The sequence below is a fragment of the Rhodanobacter geophilus genome, from assembly GCF_040812275.1.
Lineage (GTDB): Bacteria > Pseudomonadota > Gammaproteobacteria > Xanthomonadales > Rhodanobacteraceae > Rhodanobacter_A > Rhodanobacter_A geophilus.
The window spans coordinates 25,690-44,641 of the sequence record NZ_JBFOHL010000017.1 but is presented as its reverse complement, the minus strand read 5'-3'; the positions used below and the strand labels follow the sequence as shown (position 1 = coordinate 44,641).

Annotated in this window: 17 protein-coding genes; 9 read left to right on the top strand and 8 right to left on the bottom strand. The window is 68.8% G+C overall.

The genetic code is table 11. The features are described 5' to 3' along the window. Positions 1 to 44 precede the first annotated feature (44 nt). Positions 45 to 704, top strand: coding sequence for a class I SAM-dependent methyltransferase (locus tag ABQJ56_RS15715; RefSeq protein ID WP_367845963.1), 660 nt, complete (start codon positions 45 to 47; stop codon positions 702 to 704). 16 nt (positions 705 to 720) lie between these two features. On the opposite strand, the gene asnB is transcribed toward ABQJ56_RS15715, so the two are convergent. From asnB to ABQJ56_RS15690, 5 genes are all read right to left on the bottom strand, one after another. After that, positions 721 to 2,403, bottom strand: coding sequence for an asparagine synthase B (asnB, locus tag ABQJ56_RS15710; RefSeq protein ID WP_367845962.1), 1,683 nt, complete (start codon positions 2,401 to 2,403; stop codon positions 721 to 723). Between the two features lie 433 nt (positions 2,404 to 2,836). After that, positions 2,837 to 3,211: a SpoIIAA family protein gene (locus ABQJ56_RS15705; RefSeq protein ID WP_367845961.1), complete on the bottom strand. Its 375-nt coding sequence runs from the start codon at positions 3,209 to 3,211 to the stop codon at positions 2,837 to 2,839. A 59-nt stretch (positions 3,212 to 3,270) separates the two neighbouring features. Beyond that, entirely contained in the window at positions 3,271 to 5,085 is a 1,815-nt protein-coding gene (locus ABQJ56_RS15700) for a single-stranded-DNA-specific exonuclease RecJ (protein ID WP_367845960.1), read from the bottom strand. Beyond that, positions 5,082 to 5,996, bottom strand: coding sequence for a phosphoglycerate mutase (locus ABQJ56_RS15695; RefSeq protein ID WP_367845959.1), 915 nt, complete (start codon positions 5,994 to 5,996; stop codon positions 5,082 to 5,084). The genes ABQJ56_RS15700 and ABQJ56_RS15695 overlap by 4 nt, the downstream gene beginning before the upstream one ends. Then, positions 5,996 to 8,035, bottom strand: coding sequence for an ABC-F family ATP-binding cassette domain-containing protein (locus ABQJ56_RS15690; protein WP_367845958.1), 2,040 nt, complete (start codon positions 8,033 to 8,035; stop codon positions 5,996 to 5,998). The genes ABQJ56_RS15695 and ABQJ56_RS15690 overlap by 1 nt, the downstream gene beginning before the upstream one ends. 135 nt (positions 8,036 to 8,170) lie before the next feature. Here ABQJ56_RS15690 and ABQJ56_RS15685 point away from each other — a divergent pair, with 135 nt between their 5' ends. Both ABQJ56_RS15685 and ABQJ56_RS15680 read left to right on the top strand, forming a co-directional pair. After that, a complete protein-coding gene (locus tag ABQJ56_RS15685) occupies positions 8,171 to 8,518 on the top strand; it encodes a hypothetical protein (RefSeq protein ID WP_367845957.1) in 348 nt (115 codons plus the stop codon). A gap of 114 nt (positions 8,519 to 8,632) precedes the next feature. After that, complete coding sequence (locus tag ABQJ56_RS15680) at positions 8,633 to 9,667, top strand: agmatine deiminase family protein (protein ID WP_367845956.1); 1,035 nt, start codon at positions 8,633 to 8,635, stop codon at positions 9,665 to 9,667. A gap of 82 nt (positions 9,668 to 9,749) precedes the next feature. On the opposite strand, the gene ABQJ56_RS15675 is transcribed toward ABQJ56_RS15680, so the two are convergent. After that, positions 9,750 to 11,558, bottom strand: coding sequence for a chloride channel protein (locus ABQJ56_RS15675; RefSeq protein ID WP_367845955.1), 1,809 nt, complete (start codon positions 11,556 to 11,558; stop codon positions 9,750 to 9,752). Positions 11,559 to 11,733: 175 nt separating this feature from the next. Here ABQJ56_RS15675 and ABQJ56_RS15670 point away from each other — a divergent pair, with 175 nt between their 5' ends. The 4 genes from ABQJ56_RS15670 (at position 11,734) to ABQJ56_RS15655 (ending at position 14,873) form a co-directional block, all read left to right on the top strand. Beyond that, a complete protein-coding gene (locus tag ABQJ56_RS15670) occupies positions 11,734 to 12,624 on the top strand; it encodes a carbon-nitrogen hydrolase (RefSeq protein ID WP_367845954.1) in 891 nt (296 codons plus the stop codon). A 188-nt stretch (positions 12,625 to 12,812) separates the two neighbouring features. Further along, the gene (locus ABQJ56_RS15665) at positions 12,813 to 14,045 is read left to right on the top strand and encodes a TraB/GumN family protein (protein ID WP_367845953.1); all 1,233 of its coding nucleotides are present in this window, start codon (positions 12,813 to 12,815) and stop codon (positions 14,043 to 14,045) included. 124 nt (positions 14,046 to 14,169) lie between these two features. Then, positions 14,170 to 14,499, top strand: a complete 330-nt coding sequence (locus tag ABQJ56_RS15660) for a c-type cytochrome (RefSeq protein ID WP_367845952.1) — start codon at positions 14,170 to 14,172, stop codon at positions 14,497 to 14,499. 23 nt (positions 14,500 to 14,522) lie between these two features. Beyond that, a complete protein-coding gene (locus tag ABQJ56_RS15655) occupies positions 14,523 to 14,873 on the top strand; it encodes a c-type cytochrome (protein ID WP_367845951.1) in 351 nt (116 codons plus the stop codon). Positions 14,874 to 15,057: 184 nt separating this feature from the next. Here ABQJ56_RS15655 and ABQJ56_RS15650 read toward each other — a convergent pair whose 3' ends face one another. Then, positions 15,058 to 15,666 carry an NfuA family Fe-S biogenesis protein gene (locus ABQJ56_RS15650; RefSeq protein WP_367845950.1) on the bottom strand — a complete coding sequence of 203 codons (609 nt, stop codon included), beginning with the start codon at positions 15,664 to 15,666 and terminating at the stop codon, positions 15,058 to 15,060. A gap of 148 nt (positions 15,667 to 15,814) precedes the next feature. Between ABQJ56_RS15650 and ABQJ56_RS15645 the strand changes: the two genes are divergently transcribed. Both ABQJ56_RS15645 and ABQJ56_RS15640 read left to right on the top strand, forming a co-directional pair. Beyond that, positions 15,815 to 16,156, top strand: a complete 342-nt coding sequence (locus tag ABQJ56_RS15645) for a 4a-hydroxytetrahydrobiopterin dehydratase (protein WP_367845949.1) — start codon at positions 15,815 to 15,817, stop codon at positions 16,154 to 16,156. A gap of 26 nt (positions 16,157 to 16,182) precedes the next feature. Next, on the top strand, positions 16,183 to 17,673 hold the full coding sequence (locus tag ABQJ56_RS15640; protein WP_367845948.1) for a CPBP family glutamic-type intramembrane protease: 1,491 nt from the start codon (positions 16,183 to 16,185) through the stop codon (positions 17,671 to 17,673). Between the two features lie 40 nt (positions 17,674 to 17,713). Here the strand turns inward: ABQJ56_RS15640 and ABQJ56_RS15635 are convergent, their stop codons facing one another. Further along, a complete protein-coding gene (locus tag ABQJ56_RS15635; RefSeq protein WP_367845947.1) occupies positions 17,714 to 18,718 on the bottom strand; it encodes an RluA family pseudouridine synthase in 1,005 nt (334 codons plus the stop codon). Between the last annotated feature and the right edge of the window lie 234 nt (positions 18,719 to 18,952).

Below are 18,952 nucleotides of genomic sequence, written 5' to 3'. Positions count from 1 at the left end.
CCGGCGCTACCATGGATGCCGGTCCCGCTTGCCGGAGCGCCGCCATGTCCAACCGCAGCCTGAACCTCGACGACACGCTGTACGGCTACCTGCTTTCGCACTCGCTGCGCGAGCATCCGGAGCAGGTCGCCCTGCGCGAGGCGACGCGCAGCCATCCCCGGGCCGGCATGCAGATCTCGCCGGAACAGGGCCAGTTCATGGCCTTGCTGGTGAAGCTGCTCGGCGCACGCCACACCCTGGAGATCGGCGTGTTCACCGGCTACAGCGCCTTGTCGGTGGCGCTGGCCCTGCCCGCCGAGGGCCGCATCCTCGCCTGCGACATCAGCGAGGAATTCACCCGTATCGGCCGGCCGTACTGGGAGCGCGCCGGCGTGGCCCGCAAGATCGACCTGCGGCTGGCGCCGGCGCTGCAGACGCTGGACGCTGAACTGGCCGCCGGCGCGGCCGGCCGCTACGACTTCGCCTTCATCGACGCCGACAAGACCGGCTATGCCGCCTACTACGAACGCTGCCTGCGGCTGCTGCGCCAGGGCGGCCTGATCGCGATCGACAACGTGCTGTGGAGCGGCGTGGTGGCGCAGCCGGCGCGGGACGACGACACCCGCGCGCTGCAGGTATTCAACGAGCGCCTGCACGGCGACGAGCGCATCGACCTGTCCATGCTGCCGGTCGGCGACGGCCTCACGCTGGCCCGCAAGCGCTGAGCTGGCCAACGGGGACTCAGGTCACCGCCTGCTGGTGCACGCCCTTCACCGCCCGCCCCGACGGATCGGCCATCGCCGCGAACGCCGGATCCCACGCCAGTGCCGCCGGCGAGGAACAGGCGATCGACTTGCCGCCCGGCACGGTGGCCGCGCAGGCTTCGCCCGGATAGAACTGCTCGAAGATGCGCCGGTAGAAGTACGCCTCCTTGGTGGCCGGCGTGTTGAACGGGAAGCGTGCCGCCGCCGCGGCGAATTCGCGGTCGCTCACCTGCTGTCCGGCATGCGCCTTCAGGCCGTCGATCCAGCCATAGCCCACGCCATCGCTGAACTGCTCCTTCTGCCGCCAGAGGATTTCCTTCGGCAAGGCGCCGTCGAAGGCCGCGCGCAGCACGTGCTTCTCGATTTTTCCGTGGCCCGCCATCTTGTGCGCGGCATCCATGCCCATCGCCACGTCGATGAACTCGAGGTCGAGGAACGGCACGCGCGCCTCCACGCCCCAGGCCATCATCGCCTTGTTCGCGCGCAGGCAGTCGTAGCTGTGCAGGGCGTCGAGCTTGCGCACGGTTTCCTCGTGGAACGCTTCCGCCGAGGGCGCCTTGTGGAAGTACAGGTAGCCGCCGAAGAGCTCGTCCGAACCCTCGCCCGACAGTACCATCTTCACCCCCATCGCCTTGATGCGCCGGGCCAGCAGGTACATCGGTGTGGCGGCGCGGATGGTGGTGACGTCGTAGGTCTCCAGGTGCCGGATCACCTCGGGCACCGCGTCCAGGCCTTCCCAGAAGGTGTAGACGAAGCCGTGGTGCACGGTGCCCAGCGCGTCGGCGGCGATCTGCGCGGCGGCGAGGTCGGGCGAGCCGTCCAGCCCGATCGCGAAGGAGTGCAGGCGCGGCCACCACGCCTCGCTGCGGTCGTTGTCCTCGATGCGCTCGCGCGCGAACTTCGCGGCGCAGGCGGCCACCAGCGAGGAATCCAGTCCGCCGGAAAGCAGCACGCCGTAGGGCACGTCGGTCATCAACTGGCGATGCACGGCCTGCTCGAAAGCTTCGCGCAGCTCGGCCGCCGGCACTTCGTGGCCGCGCGTGGCGGCATGGTCGCGCCATTCCCTCTGGTAGTAGCGGCGCAGCTCGCCGCTGGCGCTGTCGTAGACGTGGCCGGGCGGGAACGCGGCCACGTCCGCGCACACGCCGACCAAGGCCTTCATCTCCGAGGCCACGCACAGGCGGCCTTGTTCGTCGTGCCCCCAGTACAGCGGGCACACGCCGACGGGGTCGCGCGCGATGAGATAGCGCCGCGCCGCGCCGTCCCACAACGCGAAAGCGAAGATGCCGTTGAGCAGCGCCAGGCCATGCTCGATGAATCCCGCCGCGCCGTGTTCGCGATACAGCGCGTTGATCACCTCGCAGTCCGACCCCGTGGTGAAGTCGTAGGCGCTGGCCTTGCGCAATGCCTGGTGGTTGTAGATCTCGCCGTTCACCGCCAGCGCCAGTTCGCCGTCGCGCGAACGCAGCGGCTGCGCACCGCTGGCCGGGTCGACGATGGCCAGGCGCTCGTGCACCAGGATCACCCCGGCATCCACGAACACCCCGCTCCAGTCGGGACCGCGATGGCGCTGGCGCTGCGACAGCTCCAGCGCCTGCCGGCGCAAGGCAGCCAGGTCGTCGCCCGGCTGCAGGTCGAACATTCCGAAAATCGAGCACATGGTGGTTGGCCTTTGCATGGTTGATGCGACGATTGGAAACAAAGCTCTTTTTGAAAGTCGGCCACGGATGGCCGGGGTTGCTCTGCGCGGAGGGATACGCGCTTGGTTGACTCAAGTCGGCCACGGATGGCCGGTTTTGCTTTGCGTGGATGGAGCCACGCACAAACCGGGCACACAAAAAAACCAAGGCCCGCACTGGGCGGGCCTTGGTCGCGTGTCTGGTGGTGTTGCTTTCAGCTACGCGCGGGCCCGCCAACGGTTGGCGTTATTGTTCGCGCGATTATTGTTGCTGGCGGCCGCCACGAGGCTCCGCGCGGCAGGCGCGGCGGCGTTCGCAAGCATGGCGGTCGTGAAGGTCATGGGCCGACTAGAACAGAAGGCGGCCCGCCGCGCAAGTGACGATTCGGCATGACGTGTTCGGCCGTCCATACGCTCAGCCGTCCGCGGGCTCGGCGATCCAGCGCGCCGCCTGCTCCAGTTCGGCCAGCGCGAACAGGCGGAAGTCGGCCGGCACCAGGAGGCGCGTCGCCTTGGCCGCCGCGCGCAGCCACGGCACGTCGGTCACCAGCGCCACCCGGTCCAAGCCGCTGATGTGGCGGATGCCGAGCATGCAGTCGTCCCACATCGCGCCGGCGTCGAAACCGGTGAAGTCCGGCGCCACCACGAACAGCATGCGCAGCTTGCGGTTGAGCGCGAACACCGCCTCCACGTCCGGCACCAGCACCTGCTCGTAATCCGCGGCGGTCACCTGGCCATGCGCGCGGAAGCCCAGCGTGCCGGGCGGCAATCCATCGATCTGTTCGAGCATGACGGTCTCCGTGGCGGCGGGAAACCAGTCTGCCGCGCATACCGTGAATGCCGCGCGAGTCAGGCCGGTTCGACGTGACGCAACAGCAGGCGCGGCGACTCGCGCCCCTGCCAGTCGTTGACGACGAACTCGTAGACCGCGCGCAGGCGCGCCGGCGGCGTCGCGGCGCCCACGTTGAACATCACCGCGTCGTGCAGGCTGCCGTCGCGCGGGTCGCGCAGGTCGAGCCGCCAATGGCCCTCGCCCATCGGTTTCCAGCCCGCACATTCGAACACGTTGTCGAACAGCGGCTCCGGAAAGGCCTGCCCCCAGGGACCGGCGCCGCGCAGTTGCAACGCCAGCTCCAGCGACAGGCTTCCGGCGGGGAGTTCGCCATCGGTGTAGAGCGCGGCCTGCAGGCGTTCCGGCGCGATCAGCTCGCGCGCGACGGCGTCGAAGGCGGCGGCGAAACGCGGCAAATCGGCGGCACGCAAGCTCAATCCCGCCGCCATCGCATGCCCGCCGAAGCGCTCGATCAGGCCGGGCTGGCGTGCGTCTATCATCACCAGTGCATCGCGCAGGTGGAAACCGGGAATCGAGCGGCCCGATCCACGCAGGTGTCCGGCGTCGGAATGACGGCCATGCACTTCCCCTGCGCGAGCATCGGCAAGCGGCGATGCATCGCCGCACTCGTCGAGCGTGGCCGGCGCAAAGGCGATCACCGGCCGATGCAGGCGTTCCTTCAATTTGGAGGCCACCAGGCCCACCACGCCGGCATGCCACGACGGCTCGTACAGCGCCACGCCCACGGCGTCGATGTCGCGCAGGCCGGCGGTCATCACTTCGGCCTCGGCCACCATCGAGGCCTGCAGGTCGCGGCGCTCGCGGTTGATCTGGTCGAGCTGGCCGGCGTAGCGGCGAGCCTGCGCCGCGTCGTCGGTGAGCAGGCATTCCACGCCGAGCTGCATGTCTTCCAGCCGGCCTGCCGCGTTGAGCCGCGGCCCCACGACGAAGCCGAGATCGCTGGCGCACAAGGTAGTGGCGCTGCGCCTGCCGCATTCGATCAGCGCGGCGATGCCGGCACTGGCACGGCCGCCGCGGATGCGCCGCAGGCCCGCCTTCACCAGCACGCGATTGTTGAAATCCAGCGGCACCAGGTCGGCCACGGTGCCCAGCGCCACCAGGTCCAGCAAGGTGGAGAGGTCGGGTTCGCCGCCCGCGAAGGCCCCCTGCCCCCGCAACTTCGCGCGCAATGCGAGCAGCAGGTAAAACATCACGCCGACGCCCGCGAGGTTCTTCATGCGCGCATCCTGTGCGCATGGATCAAAAAGCGGGCTTGCCTGCCCGCACTTTTCAAGGTTCACATTGGGATTCACGAGTGCATCGCAATCGGGCAACTGCTCGCCGGGCAGGTGATGATCGGTGACGATCACCCGCATGCCGAGTTCGCGTGCCCGCGCCACGCCGGCCACGCTGGCCACGCCGTTGTCCACGGTGACGACCAGTTGCGGGCGCGGCTGCAGCGAGTCGACCAGCGCCGGCGTCAGGCCATAGCCATGCACGAAGCGGTTCGGCACGGCATAGCCCACGCGCCTCGCGCCCAGCATGCGCAGGCCGCGCACGGCCACCGCGGTGCCGGTGGCGCCATCGCAGTCGTAGTCGCCGGCGATCAGGATGGCCCAGTCCGCGCGGATCGCCTCGGCCAGCAGGTCGGTGGCGGCCTCCAGGCCGCCCAGCGACTGCGGCGGCACCAGACGCTGCAGGCGATGCTCCACACCATCCGGTTGCAGCACGCCACGCGCCGCGTAGATGCGTTGCAGTACCGGGTGCACGGAGGCGCCCCAGCCGGATGGCTCGCCCTGCAACTCGCGTCGCCGCAGCTCCAGCGTGTTCACCGCGACGCTCCGCGCCAGAAGCGCCAGCGATGCAACGGCCGCCACGACCAGCGCTCGCCGCCGGCGAACGCGAGGTGCAAGGGCTGCCGCTGCGCCAGCGCCTGGATCGCCGGCCACCACGCATCGCCGAATTCGGCGGCAGGCAGGTCCTGCAGATCGACCAGCCAGCCGGCCTGCGCCGCCGCCACGGCTTCTTGTGTCCGGGCCTGCGACGGAATGGCCGCACGCGATGCCAGCGCAAGCAGCAACGCGTCGTTGCCGAGCACGCCGGCGAACCCGCTTTGCAGCGGCGCTGGCAACCGCCCGGCTCCCCACAGCCACACGCTGTTGACCGGCGGCAGGCCGCGCGACTGCCGCGCGGCATTCAGGGGATGCTGGTGCAGCAGCACCTGCACCTCGTTGAGCAGCATGCGCCACGGGCGGCCTTCCGCGCCTTGCGGCAGGTGCTGGTACAAGTCCTCGCCCAGCGCCTGTTCAGGCGTGGCGAAATCGGGCAGGTGCGCGTCGGGCGCGAGGCGCACCTGCCACTGGTTTGGCGCGCCGACTTCCAGGCGCAGGCCGAGCCCGGCGAACGCCGGTTGCAGCTCCCCTGCGAAGGCTTGCGCCTCGTCCATCGCCAGCGACATCGAACCGCAGGCAAGCAGGCGCACGCCGGTCATGTCCGGCTGCACCCAGGCGGGATCGGCATTGAGCCACGTCGCCTCGCCGGCGTCGCCGGCCAGGTGTTCGCGGATCAGCGCAGCCACCGGCAGCGTGGCCGCATCGGCATGAAAGGCCTTGGCCAGGCATGCGAGCCGGCTGCTCGCAACGTCGGCCAGCCGATCCGCCTGCGCCAGCAGGCGACGCAGCGGGTGCGCGCGATCGAGGCGATCCAGCGCCGGCAGCCACAACTGCGTCGCTGGCGCGCCCATCAGGCTTCCAGTTCCTCGTACAGGGCGATCCATTCCGCTTCCAGCGTTTCCTTCTCGCGGCGCAGCTCGGCCTGCTGCTGGCCGAGCTTCATCAGCGCGGCGGTGGGACCGTGGTAGGTCTCCGGGTCGGCCAGCTTCGTTTCGAGCAATGCCAGTTCGGCGTCGATGGCGGCCACGCGTGCCTCGACTTTCTTCACGCGCTGACGCGAGGCCTTTTCGCTCTCGCGCTGCTGGGCGGCATTGCGGCGGGATGTATTTGTGCGCGCGTCCTGCGTGCGGGTATCAGGAAGCGGGCCTCCTTGCCCGCACTCTTCAATTTTCTTCGCGCTTTTCTTTGCCGCATTGCCGCGCGAGCGCAGCCAGCGGGCGTAATCGTCGAGGTCGCCGTCGAACGGCTCCACCACGCCGTCGGCCACGCGCCAGAAACTGTCGCTGACCATGCCCAGCAGGTGGCGGTCGTGCGACACCAGCACCAGCGCGCCATCGAAATCGGCCAGCGCATCGGCCAGCGCCTCGCGCATGTCGAGGTCGAGGTGGTTGGTGGGCTCGTCGAGCAGCAGCAGGTTGGGCTTGTCCCAGGCGATCAGCGCCAGCGCGAGGCGCGCGCGTTCGCCGCCGGAGAAACCGTCCACCGACTCGAAGGCGCGGTCGCCGGCGAAGTTCCAGGTGCCGAGGAAATCGCGCAGTACCTGCGCGGCCACGCCGGGCGCCTTGTCCTGCAGGTGGTCGAACGGGCTGGCGCCTTCGCGCAGGCTTTCCACCGTGTGCTGGGCGAAGTAGCCGATCTTCAGGTCCTTGTGCGCCTTGCGTTCGCCGCCCAGCGGCGGCAGTTCGCCGACCAGGGTCTTGACCAGGGTGGATTTGCCCGCGCCGTTCGGGCCGAGCAGGCCGATGCGCTCGCCCGCTTCAATCGAATAACGCACGTCCGTCAGGACGACGTTCGCCCCCCCTCCCATCAGGGGAGAGGGTTGGGGAGAGGGGTCGAGACTCGCGGGGACAAACATCGAAGCACTTTCGCCAGCACCGCCCCTCACCCCGGCGCTCTCCCCAATGGGGAGAGGGGGAAAATCAGGGTAGCCGGCCACCACATCTTCCAGCTGCAGCATGGAATCGGGCACGCGCTCGGGTCTGGCGAACTGGAAATGGAACGCGCGCTCGGCGCGCACCGCCTCGGTGCCGGCCATCTTCTCCAGCCGCTTCATGCGCGACTGCGCCTGCTTGGCCTTGCTGGCCTTGGCCTTGAAGCGGTCGATGAAGCTCTGCAGGTGCGCGCGCTCGGCCTGCTCGCGCTCATGGGCGATCTGCTGCTGGCGCAACTGCTCCGCGCGCAGGCGCTCGAACGCGCTGTAGTTGCCGCTGTAGAGCCGCGCGCCGCCGTCGACCAGGTGCAGGGTGTGGTCGATCACGCCATCGAGGAACTCGCGGTCGTGCGAAATGATCAGCAAGGTGCCCTGGTAGCGGCGCAGCCATTCCTCCAGCCACAGCACGGCGTCGAGGTCGAGGTGGTTGGTGGGCTCGTCGAGCAGCAGCAGTTCGGACGGCGCCATCAGCGCGTGCGCCAGGTTCAGGCGCACGCGCCAGCCGCCGGAAAACTCCTTCACCGCGCGCTCGTGCGTCTCCGGCGCGAAGCCCAGGCCGTGCAGCAGGCGGCCGGCGCGGGCGCGGGCGTCGTAGCCGTGCAGTTCCTCGATGCGGTGATGCGCGCGGGCCATCGCCTCGCTGTCGCCGCGCGCCTGCGCCTCGGCTTCGTCGCGCAGGGCGGCGGCCAGTTCCACGTCGCCGCCCAGCACGTAATCGATCGCCGGATCGGGCAGTGCGGGCGTCTCCTGCGCCACCGAGGCCAGGCGCAGCTTCGCCGGCAGGTCGACGTCCCCCGCGTCGGCCTCCACCTCGCCCTGCAGCGCCGCGAACAGGCTGGACTTGCCGCAGCCGTTGCGGCCGATCACGCCCAGCCGCCAGCCGGACTGGATCACCAGGTCGATGTCGGACAGCAGCAGGCGGCTGCCGCGGCGCAGGGCAAAATGGCGGAACGCGATCATCGGGGCACTTCAATCGGGGCGATTCGGCCGGCCATGATAACGGTTATGGCGGTCACACCCGGCGCGGCGGACCGTGGATAGTCGCAAACAGTTCTGCTACAACGACGCGGCAACGCCTTGCGCGGAGAGGGGACCATGTTCAAGCATCGCCACAGCCTGCCCTTGCTGGCAGCCATCGCTTTCGGTGCCGGCGGCCTAGCCGTGCCGCAGCCGGCTCACGCCGACAACCTGCTGATCCATCGCGTGCAGCAGGAAAAGGGCATGCACCTGCCCGCGCGCGGCATGACCATGGCGCAGGTCGAGCAGCGCTACGGAGCGCCGCAGCGCAAGCTCTCGCCGCGCGGCGGCGACACCAAGAAGCACCCGGTGATCAACCGCTGGGAATATCCCCGCTTCATCGTGTACTTCGAGCACGACCACGTGATCCATTCCGTGCTGAACACGCCGGCCGGCAACAACACCCACCCCGCCGCGGTGAACTGAACCCGCCACCGACGACGCGCCCTGCGGCAACGCGGGGCGCGTTCTCGTGCGCCTTCGCATAAAATGCGCGGTCGCGCCATCCGCGCTTCGCCCTGACCCACACGAGATCCCGCCATGACCGAACCCCGCTGGCGCCTGCCCGCCGAATGGGAGCCGCAAGCCGCGGTGCTGATCGCCTGGCCGCATGCCGGCACCGACTGGGCCGAACGGCTGGCCGAGGTGGAAACCACCTACGTGGCGCTGGCCGCGGCGGTCATTCGCTTCCAGCGGCTGGTTGTGGTGGTGGCCGATGCCGACGTGCGCGCGCATGCCGAGGCACGGTTGCGCGAGACGGGCGTCAACCTGGAGCGCATCCGCTTTATCGAACTGCCCTACGACGACACCTGGCTGCGCGACTCCGGCCCGATCACGCTGAAGGCCGACGACGGCCGCTTCCAGCTCGCCGATTTCCGCTTCACCGGCTGGGGCGGCAAGTTCGGCGCCGAACAGGATGACGCACTGGTCGCCGGCCTGTTCGAGGCCGGCGCATTCGGCGAGGCCGGGCACCGGCGCATCGACTGGGCGCTGGAGGGCGGCGGCATCGAAAGCGACGGCGCCGGCACCGTGCTCACCACCTGGAAGTGCCTGCACCAGCGCCATCCGGAGCAGAGCCGCGAGGCGATGGACGCGATCCTGCGGGACAGCCTGCACGCCAGCCGCATCCTGTGGCTGGACCACGGCCATCTCGAAGGCGACGACACCGACGCCCACATCGATACCCTCGCCCGCTTCGCACCCGGCGAAAACATCGTGTACCAGGCCTGTGACGACGCGGACGACAAACACTACGGCGAGCTCGCGCGCATGGGCGAAGAACTGGCCGCGCTGCGCACCGTCGACGGCAAGCCATATCACCTGCAGCCGCTGCCGTGGGCGCAGCCCATCATCGACGAAGATCGCCGCCTCGCCGCCTCGTATGCGAACTACCTGATCGTCAACGGTGCGGTGCTGGTGCCGGCCTACGGCGATGCGGCCGACGACGAGGCCGCGCGCATCATCGAGCGCGCGCATCCGGGCCGCGTCGTGGTGCAGGTGCCTTGCCGCCCGCTGATCTGGCAGAACGGCAGCCTGCACTGCATCACCATGCAGCTGCCGGCCGGGCTGGTGTGACAGGAAAAGGGGCGAGTGAAGAGGCGTGGGAAGCGAGCGCGCGCAGGATGCGCCACGCTGTTCCCTTGCTTCCCTTCCCCTGCTACTGCTCGCTGCCCTTGCCGTTGCGGAAGAAGCGCTCGCGCACCTTTTCCTCGTCGTGGTAGTGCGTGTACGGCTTGAGCAGGTCGTAGCGGGTGACCATGCCGAGCAGGGTGCGGCGGTCGGGGCCGACCACCGGGATGCGGTCGAGCTTCTCCACCGCGGCGCGCACCGCCACGCTCTGGCAGCTCTCGTCGGGCAAGGCGACCACCGGTTCCCTGCCCACCACGTCCGCCAGCCGCGAGCTGCCCGCGGGATCTTCCCTGAGCCAGCGCTGCACGTCCTGCCGGTTGACCACGTTGAGCAGGCCACCGTCGGCATCCAGCACCGGGAACGCGCGGTACTGCTGATCGGGACCGAAGTAACGCTCGGCCAGTTCGCGCACGCTGAGTTCGCCGGGCACGGTGATCATCGCGGTGGTCATCACCTCGCGTACCGGGATGTGCTCGAGCCGATCCACCGTGTACTCGCGGAAGATGTCCAGGCCGCGCCGGGCGATCTTCTCGGTGAGGATCGAGCGCTTCATCAGGAACACGCTCACGCCGTAAGCCGTGGTGCAGGACACCAGCAGCACCGGCAACGCGCTGGCGTTGTGGGTGAGTTCCAGCGCGAACATGATCGAGGTGAACGGCAGGCGCATCACGCCGGCCAGCATCGCGCCCATGCTGAGCAGCGGCCATAGCAGCGGATCGTGGCCCGGGAACACCATCGCCTCCAGCCCGCCCAGGCCCGCACCCAGCGACAGCAGCGGCGCCAGCACGCCGCCGGAAGTGCCCGAGCCCAGGTAGATCACCCACATCGCGGACTTCACCAGCATGAACACCAGGATCGCCATGCCCACCAGCTGGCCGGTCAGCAGCTTGTCGATCACGTCATAGCCCACGCCCAGCGTGCTGGGGTCGATCACGCCGCCGGCGCTCACCACCATCGCGCCGATCAGCGGCCACCACATCCAGTGCACCGGCAGCCGATGGAACGCGTCCTCGGCGCGATACACCAGCGCGGTGAGCGCCGTCGCCAGCAGACCGGCGAGGAAGCCGCACGCCGCGGCCAGGCCGAAGGTCGGCAGGCTCACCTCGAATGCGGTCGCCAGCGGAAACAGCGCGCCGGGCCCGAGCAGCCACATGCGCAGCGCATCGGCCACGAAGCAGGCGATCGCCACCGGGATCGTGCTGCGCGGGCGCAGCTCGAACAGCAGCAATTCCACCGCCAGCAGGGTCGCCGCGATCGGCGTGCCGAAGGTGGCCGCCATGCCCGCGCAGGCCCCCGCCACCAGCAAGGTGCGGCGCTCCATCGAGGTGAGGTAGAACATCTGGCCGAACAGCGAGCCCACCGCGCCGCCGGTCATGATGATCGGCCCCTCGGCGCCGAACGGGCCGCCGGTGCCGATCGCGATCGCCGCCGACAGCGGCTTCAGGATCGCCACCTTCGCCATCATCTTGCTGCGGCGGAACAGGATCGCCTCCAACGCCTCGGGAATGCCGTGGCCGCGGATGCGGTCGCTGCCGTAGCGCGCCATCAACCCCACCAGCAGGCCGCCCACCAGCGGTGCCAGCACGATCGCCCAGACCGGCGCATGCAGGCCCGGCGCGACGAACCCGAAGGAGAATTCCTGGCGGAACGACAAGTTGGTGACCAGGCCGATCATCCGGTACAGCACCCAGGCGACGAACGCCGCCGCGATGCCCACGAACACCGCCATCAGCGAGAGCTTGAGGATGCTGACGCTGGGGCGGAAATCGCTCTGGCTCAGCGTGTCCTGCTTCCAGCGCTCGTACTTGCACAGCAGCCAGGTGGTGACGATGTTCATTCGCCACCTCCCTGCCTGGTACCGCATGAGTCGATCGTGCGTGCGCTGCCCCTGCCCATCCGCCACCTCCGCTTTGGAAGTACTGCATGATCCAGAGTAGTCCAAGCGGCGCGAAACGGTCATGGCTGCCGGCCTTCGCTACACTATGCGGCGCAAACCCCACGCCGAACCGCCCATGACCCGCAAGATCCTGAAAGCCGCCCTGTTGCAGGAAACCGACCGCGGCAGCCGCGACGCCAACCTCGACGCGATCGAGGCCGGCCTGCGCGAGGCCGCCAGGGCCGGCGCCGAGCTGGTGCTGCTGCAGGAGCTGCACAACGGCCCGTATTTCTGCCAGCACGAGTCGGTCGACCTGTTCGACCTGGCCGAGAGCATTCCCGGCCCGAGCACCGCACGCATCGGCAAGCTGGCTGAGGAGCTGAAGCTGGTGGTGGTGGCCTCGCTGTTCGAGAAGCGCGCGGCCGGGCTGTACCACAACACCGCCGTGGTGTTCGACCGCTCGGCGGCGATCGCGGGCAAGTACCGCAAGATGCACATCCCCGACGATCCGGCGTTCTACGAGAAGTTCTACTTCACGCCGGGCGACCTCGGCTTCGAGCCGGTCCAGACCTCGGTGGGCAAGCTGGGCGTGCTGGTGTGCTGGGACCAGTGGTATCCGGAAGCCGCGCGCCTGATGGCGCTGGCCGGTGCGGAGCTGCTGCTCTACCCCACCGCGATCGGCTGGGACCCGAACGACGCGCAGGACGAGAAGGATCGCCAACGCGAGGCCTGGGTCACCGTGCAGCGCGGCCACGCGGTGGCGAACGGCCTGCCACTGCTGGCCTGCAACCGCACCGGCCACGAGGCCGATCCCTCGGGCTCCGGAGCCGGCATCCGGTTCTGGGGCACCAGCTTCGTGGCCGGGCCGCAGGGCGAATTCCTCGCCCAGGCCGGCACCGATGCGCGCGAGCTGCTGCTCGCCGAGATCGACATGCAGCGCAGCGAGCACGTGCGCCGCATCTGGCCCTTCCTGCGCGACCGCCGCATCGACGCCTACGGCGACCTGCTCAAGCGCTTCAGGGACTAGGGCTTGCCTTTGCGATCATTCCTGGTCGCGAGGACCAGACGGGTGGCCATCCATGGCCGCACTCTTCAATGCCCCATGCTTGATCGCGGAAATCACGCGGACCGCCAGTCATGCCCGCACTTTCGACTTGCTTCGCGCGGAGCGCATCCCCATGCTTGGATTCTCCCCGTGACCGGTACGCCCTGCGCATGAGTGTCCCCGAACCCGCCCTGCCCTTGCCCGCGGTGCTGCAGGACCAGCCGATCGAGCGCGTGCAGCGCGATGGCGTGGAATACGTGGTGCTGGGCACCGCCCACGTCTCGCGCAGCAGCATGGAGGCGGTCGAGGCACTGCTGGAGCACGAGCATTTCGACGCGGTGGCGGTGGAGCTGTGCGAGAGCCGCGCGCAAGGCATGCGCGATCCCGACGCATTCAAGCGCATGGACCTGTTCCAGGTAATCCGCCAGGGCAAGGCCGGCATGGTCGCCGCCAGCCTGGTGCTTTCCACGTTCCAGAAGCGCCTCGCCGAACAATCCGGCATCCAGCCCGGCGCCGAGATGAAGGCGGCGATGGATGGCGCCGAGGCGCGCGCCCTGCCGTTGTGGCTGGTCGACCGCGAGGTCGGCACCACGCTCAAGCGCGCCTGGCACAGCGTGGGCTTCTGGCAGCGCTTCGGCCTGCTCGGCGGCCTGCTCGCCAGCGTGTTCGAGCGCGAGGAGATCGACGCCGGCGAGATCGAGAAGCTCAAGCAGGGCGACATGCTGGAGAGCGCATTCAGCGAATTCGCCAGCGAATCGAAGCCGCTCTACCAGAGCCTGATCGGCGAGCGCGACGCCTACATGGCCGCGCGCCTGCGCGAGGAAGCCGCACGCCATCCGTCGGCCACGCCGCGCCGCGTGCTGGTGGTGATCGGTGCCGGCCACTTGAAGGGCATGTGCCAGGCCCTGCGCGACGGACATGACGACCCGGCCGCCACGGCGGCCGGATTGGCGCAATCGCCGCCGAAGGCGCGCTGGCCGAAATGGCTGGCCGTGGGCCTGGTGCTGGCGGTGTTCGCCGCGATCGCCTGGGCCTTCCACAAGAATGCCGCGCTGGGCACGCAGGCGCTCACCGCATGGGTGCTGTTCACCGGCGGCTTCGCCGCGCTGGGCGCGGTCGCCGCGGGCGCGCATCCGCTCAGCATCCTTGCCGCCTTCATCGCCGCGCCGATCAAGCCGTTCCGCCCCGGCATTCCCGCCGGCGGCATCAGCGCGATGGCCGAGGCCTGGGTGCGCCGTCCGCGCGTGGCCGACTTCGATACCCTGCGCGACGACATCGTGCACTGGAGCGGCTGGTGGAAGAACCGGGTGGCGCGCACCCTGCTGAACTTCTTCCTGGTCAGCCTGGGCACCATCGTCGGCGAGTACAGCGCCGGCATCCACATCTTCCGCAGCCTGGTCTGATCGCGACAAAACGCCGCCTTGCGGCAAACCGTGCAGCATGTTGTCCGTGCCCGGAACTGCTGTCTATACTGCGTCGGTTGCTGCATTGATTCGCATCCGTCGCCGCACCTGGGGAACGATCTCGATGATTCGACTGCAATTGCTTGGTCTGGCAGCCGCTGCCGCCCTGCTGGCCACCGCCAGCGCGCACGCCGAAGGCGACAAGGCTGCCGGACGCACGCTGGTCTATACCTGCGCCGGGTGCCATGGCATACCGGGTTACGCCAATGCCTATCCGGACTATCCCGTGCCGAAGATCGCCGGGCAGAACGAGCAGTACATCATCAATGCGCTGAACGGGTACAAGAGCGGCGACCGCACGTATCCGACGATGGTGGCGCAGGCGCAAAGCCTGTCCGAGCAGAACATCAAGGACATCGCCGCCTACCTGTCCAGCCTCACGCCGATCAAGTGATCGCGAACCTCAAGGATCCACGCATGCAACGCGCACTCGCCCTGCTTTCATGTGGCGCCGTCCTGGCGTTCGCCTCCGCTCCACTGCTGGCCAGCGGCAATGCCGCGAACGGCAAGACCAAGGCCGCCGCCTGCTTCGCCTGCCACGGCGCCGACGGCAACGCGGTCGACCCGCAGTACCCGCGCCTCGCCGGCCAGTACAACGAATACCTGCAGCAGGTGCTGCACGAGTACAAGGACGGCGGACGCAACAACCCGATCATGAAGGGCATGGTCGCCACGCTGTCCGACCAGGACATCGAGGACATCTCCGCCTACTTCTCCAGCCTGCCGACCAAGCTGGACACGTTGAAGGGTCACATCCAGGGCGATTGATCCGCCCTGCCCCAAACAGGAAGCCCGCCTTGCGGCGGGCTTTTCCTTTTGGAGAGTGCGGCCATGGATGGCCGCTTTCGATCCTGTTCTGCGCTCACGGACGAGCGCACGAATCGAACAGTGCGGCCATGGACGGGCGCCCGTTCGATGTTCGCGATCAAGCACGGTCGCGAGCATCCACCGCTCAGCCCAGCGCCGACTTGCCCTCGTGCTTGTCGTAGTACGGCTGCTTGCCGCCGCTGTGGTCGGTGGCATCGCGCACCGCGGTCACTTCCGGCACGCGTTCGCGCAGGGTCTTCTCCACGCCCTGCTTCAGGGTGACGTCGACCATGCCACAGCCGTGGCAGCCGCCGCCGAACTGCAGCTTCACCACGCCCTCGGCATCCACTTCCAGCAGGGTGACGCGGCCACCATGCGAAGCCAGCCGCGGATTGATCTCGGCATCGAGCACGTAGCGCACGCGCTCGATCAGCCCGGCCTCCAGCCCCGGCACGTCGCCCTTGATCTTCGGTGCGCGGATGTTGAGCAGGCCACCGGTGGCGTTCGGCTCGAAGTCGATGCTGGCGCCGTCCAGCCACGACGCGCTGTCGCCCTCGACATGGAAGTCGAACCCGGCGCACTCGATCGTCCACTCGTTGCCGGCCAGCTCGGCCGGTTCGCAGAACTCCAGCTCGCAGTTGGCCGCCGGCGTGCCCGGCGCGGTCACGTGCAGCCGGATACCCAGTCCCTCGCTGCCCTGTTGCGCCAGCAGGCGGCGGAAATGCTGCTGCGCGCGTTCCGAAATCTCGATCATGCTTCACCTGTGCGGATGGTGCAGCGGCCGCATGCATGCGACCGCCGAATCAGCACCATTTTAGTACTGTTTTGCCATGGCTGCGGGCTTTGACATTTGCGCACGCAACTTCGACGCTGCGCAGCCTCGCCTTCCATATGGAGCCGCCATGAACATCCACGATTTCGCCAGCCAGCATTGCCAGCCACGCAAGGGCAAGGAACATGCGTTGAGCGCGGACAAGATCACCCAGTTGCTGCAGCTGCTGCCCGACTGGAAGCTCGCCGCGGATGGCCACGCGATCGTCAAGGATTTCCGCTTCCCCGATTTCCGCCACACGCTGGGCTTCATCAACGCGGTCGGCTTCCTGGCCAACCACGAGGATCACCATCCCGACATCGAAGCGGGCTATGGCCATTGCCAGCTGCTTTGGTCCACCCATGACGTGGGCGGACTCTCGCTCAACGACATCATCTGCGCGGCCAAGGTCGAGGCGCTGCTGGCGCGTTGAACGTGCGGCGATCGCTGCCGTCGACGATGCGCAAGTGGCTGGCCGGCGCGGGCCTTGCGCTGCTGGTGGCGCTGCTGCTGCCCGGCCTGCGTGAGCTGGCTGCGGGAATCACGTCGAGCCACCTGCACCGCGTTGCGGATCGGCAACTGGCCCGGATCGTGCGCGGCGAGCCGCTGTGGCAATGGCGCCTGCGCCAGCCGCATGACCTCGTGGCCGGACGCGCCTTCGGTGCCGCCGACGTGCAAAGCGTGGACGGCGGCCTGCGCATCCACAGTCGTGACGGCACGCCGTTTGAACTCGGTTTGCCGGTGAGCGGCATGCTCGATCCGGGGCATTGGCCGTTGCTGACGCTGCGTGGCGAAGCCGATGCGCCGTTCCGGCTCGGCGTGGCCTGGCAGCCGCGGCTGGGTCAAGCGGGGTGCCTTGGCTGGCAGGACGCGCCGGTCGCGGCCGGTCCGCTGCATGCCGTGGTCGATCTGCGCCAGTTGCGCTGGCAGGCTGCCGACGGCGGCGACTGCGCCGCGCCACGACGCATCGAGGTGCTGCGGCTGAAGCTGGCGTTGCCTGCCCGGGCATCGCTGCGCCTGGACGACGTGGCGTTGCGCGGCACAGCCCATTTGTCGATGCCACCCCAGCCTACGCTGCGGCTGTCGCCCGATCCGGCAACGACGACGCGACAACTCGCGGATCCCGCCTTGCCGGCGGCACCCTGGATCGCCCTGCCGGCCGATGCCTCGGCCGAAACGCAGCTGGCCCTGCGCCAGCTGGTCTGGCGGCAACGGCCGGGCGCCCTGATCCTGCCGCATGGTGATGTGCCGATGGCTGCCCGCGAGTCAGGCGACCACGGCTGGGTACCCTGGATCGGCACCATCGGTTATCTGCTGGTATTGGCCGGCCTGGCCTTGCGGCCGCCGCGCCTGTCCCGGCGCCGCTGGCTTGAACTCGGCGGCTGCCTCGCGGGACCCTTGTGGCTGGTCGTCGGCCTGCAATGGGGCCTGCGGGCCACCTGGCCCGGCTTGCTGACCTTCGGTGGCGCCCTGCTGTTCGCAGTGCAGGCCGAATGGCGGCAACGGCCGGCAACGTGGTGCTGGCTCGGTGACTGGCATGCCTGGCTGCTGCCGTTCGCCTTGCTGCCGCTGGCGCTGCTGCTGGTGGCGGGCCGCGGCTGGCACTTCACGGCACCCGCCCCCGGCCATCTGCTGACCTACCTGGTATGGGCGGCCCTGCAGCAATGGCTGATGCTGGCCGTGGTGCTGCGCCGCCTCGAAAGTGGCCGCTTGCATCCGGCCTTCGCCGTGCTGTTCACGGCCATCGTGTTTGCCTTGATGCACACCCCGAACGGTGCCCTGATGCAGCTCTGCCTGCTGGCCGAATTGTGGTGGGCCTGGTGCTTCCTGCGCTCGCGCGCGCTGCTGCCGGTGGCCGTGGCGCACGCCGCCTGCGCGCTGCTGGTGGAGGCCGGCCTGGTGGGTGGCCTGCTGCGTTCGCTGGAAGTCAGCGCCCGTTTCTTTCTTTGAAGAGTGCGGCCATGGATGGCCGCCCGTTTGATCTTCGCGATCAGGGATGATCGCCACGGGACTTCAGCGCCTGGATGTACGGCAGGTGCTTGCCTTTCACCGCCAGCACGTCGAGGAACACCTTCAGGTCGTCCGGCAGTGGCGCGGAAAAGCTGTAGAGGCGCCCATCCAGCTCGAAACTGAGATGCGAGGCATGCAGGAACAGCCGCTGCAGCCCCATCTCGCGGAAGCGCTTGTTCATCTCGCGGTCCCCGTACTTCGGGTCGCCCGCCAACGGGTGGCCGACGTGGGCGGCATGCACGCGGATCTGGTGGGTACGGCCGGTGCCCAGGGTGGCCTGCATCAGGCGGGCGCCAGGGTACTGCTCCATCTCGCGGAAGAAGGTGAGCGCGGGCTTGCCGTCCTCGCTGACCCGCACCATGCGCTCGCCACCCTGCAGGGCGGACTTGCGCAACGGCGCATTGACGTCGAACTTGGCCTTGGACGGGTGGCCGACCATCAGGCACAGGTACTGCTTGGTGACCTCGCCGGCGCGGATCGCCGCCTGCAGGCCGGTCAGGCCCGCCCGCGACTTGGCCAGCACCAGCACGCCGCTGGTGTCGCGGTCCAGCCGGTGCACCAGTTCCAGCGACTCGTGCGGGCGTGCCGCGCGCAGCAGTTCGATCGCGCCGTGGCTCACTCCGCTGCCGCCATGGCTGGCGATGCCGGAAGGCTTGTCGATCACCAGGAAATGCTTGTCCTCGAAGATCACCGCCTCGGCCACCGAGGCCACCATCGCCTCTGGCGCGGCGCGCACTTCGGCGGGTTCAGCCTGCCGGATCGGCGGAATTCGCAGCATATCGCCGTCGGTTAGCCGCGTGTCCGGCTTGGCGCGCTTGCCGTTCACCCGCACCTGGCCGGTGCGCAACAAGCGGTAGATCATGCTTTTCGGCACGCCCTTGAGCAGGGTCACCAACGCATTGTCGATGCGCTGGCCGTCCCGCTCCGGGCCGATCGCGACTTGACGCACACCTTGAGGTACGTCACGGGAAGTTGCCGTCTGCATTGAAAAAAACCTGTCGAAATAGGATACTCGGCGAGCGCCAATCCCTGCCCACCGACACCGGTTCGGGCCGGGGCCCCGCCCGTCACGCCGGCGAGGATTGCGCCGACTGCCCAAGGTTGATTCCCAAGCAGCGGTCGCGACTCCCTTTCATCGTAACGGTTCGGGCCGCCGTTTGCCCGAAGTCCATCCGGCTTGGGCGCGGCTGGTGCAGCAACCCGAACATCCGGGCGCCCG

Coding starts and splice junctions, on each gene's coding strand:
- ABQJ56_RS15650 (WP_367845950.1), bottom strand. CDS start 15,666: ATGATCGAGATTTCGGAACGCGCGCAGCAGCATTTCCGCCGCCTGCTG.
- ABQJ56_RS15645 (WP_367845949.1), top strand. CDS start 15,815: ATGAACATCCACGATTTCGCCAGCCAGCATTGCCAGCCACGCAAGGGC.
- ABQJ56_RS15680 (WP_367845956.1), top strand. CDS start 8,633: ATGACCGAACCCCGCTGGCGCCTGCCCGCCGAATGGGAGCCGCAAGCC.
- ABQJ56_RS15685 (WP_367845957.1), top strand. CDS start 8,171: ATGTTCAAGCATCGCCACAGCCTGCCCTTGCTGGCAGCCATCGCTTTC.
- ABQJ56_RS15635 (WP_367845947.1), bottom strand. CDS start 18,718: ATGCAGACGGCAACTTCCCGTGACGTACCTCAAGGTGTGCGTCAAGTC.
- ABQJ56_RS15705 (WP_367845961.1), bottom strand. CDS start 3,211: ATGCTCGAACAGATCGATGGATTGCCGCCCGGCACGCTGGGCTTCCGC.
- ABQJ56_RS15670 (WP_367845954.1), top strand. CDS start 11,734: ATGACCCGCAAGATCCTGAAAGCCGCCCTGTTGCAGGAAACCGACCGC.
- ABQJ56_RS15715 (WP_367845963.1), top strand. CDS start 45: ATGTCCAACCGCAGCCTGAACCTCGACGACACGCTGTACGGCTACCTG.
- ABQJ56_RS15675 (WP_367845955.1), bottom strand. CDS start 11,558: ATGAACATCGTCACCACCTGGCTGCTGTGCAAGTACGAGCGCTGGAAG.
- ABQJ56_RS15660 (WP_367845952.1), top strand. CDS start 14,170: ATGATTCGACTGCAATTGCTTGGTCTGGCAGCCGCTGCCGCCCTGCTG.
- ABQJ56_RS15690 (WP_367845958.1), bottom strand. CDS start 8,035: ATGATCGCGTTCCGCCATTTTGCCCTGCGCCGCGGCAGCCGCCTGCTG.
- ABQJ56_RS15640 (WP_367845948.1), top strand. CDS start 16,183: ATGCGCAAGTGGCTGGCCGGCGCGGGCCTTGCGCTGCTGGTGGCGCTG.
- ABQJ56_RS15665 (WP_367845953.1), top strand. CDS start 12,813: ATGAGTGTCCCCGAACCCGCCCTGCCCTTGCCCGCGGTGCTGCAGGAC.
- ABQJ56_RS15655 (WP_367845951.1), top strand. CDS start 14,523: ATGCAACGCGCACTCGCCCTGCTTTCATGTGGCGCCGTCCTGGCGTTC.
- ABQJ56_RS15695 (WP_367845959.1), bottom strand. CDS start 5,996: ATGGGCGCGCCAGCGACGCAGTTGTGGCTGCCGGCGCTGGATCGCCTC.
- asnB (WP_367845962.1), bottom strand. CDS start 2,403: ATGTGCTCGATTTTCGGAATGTTCGACCTGCAGCCGGGCGACGACCTG.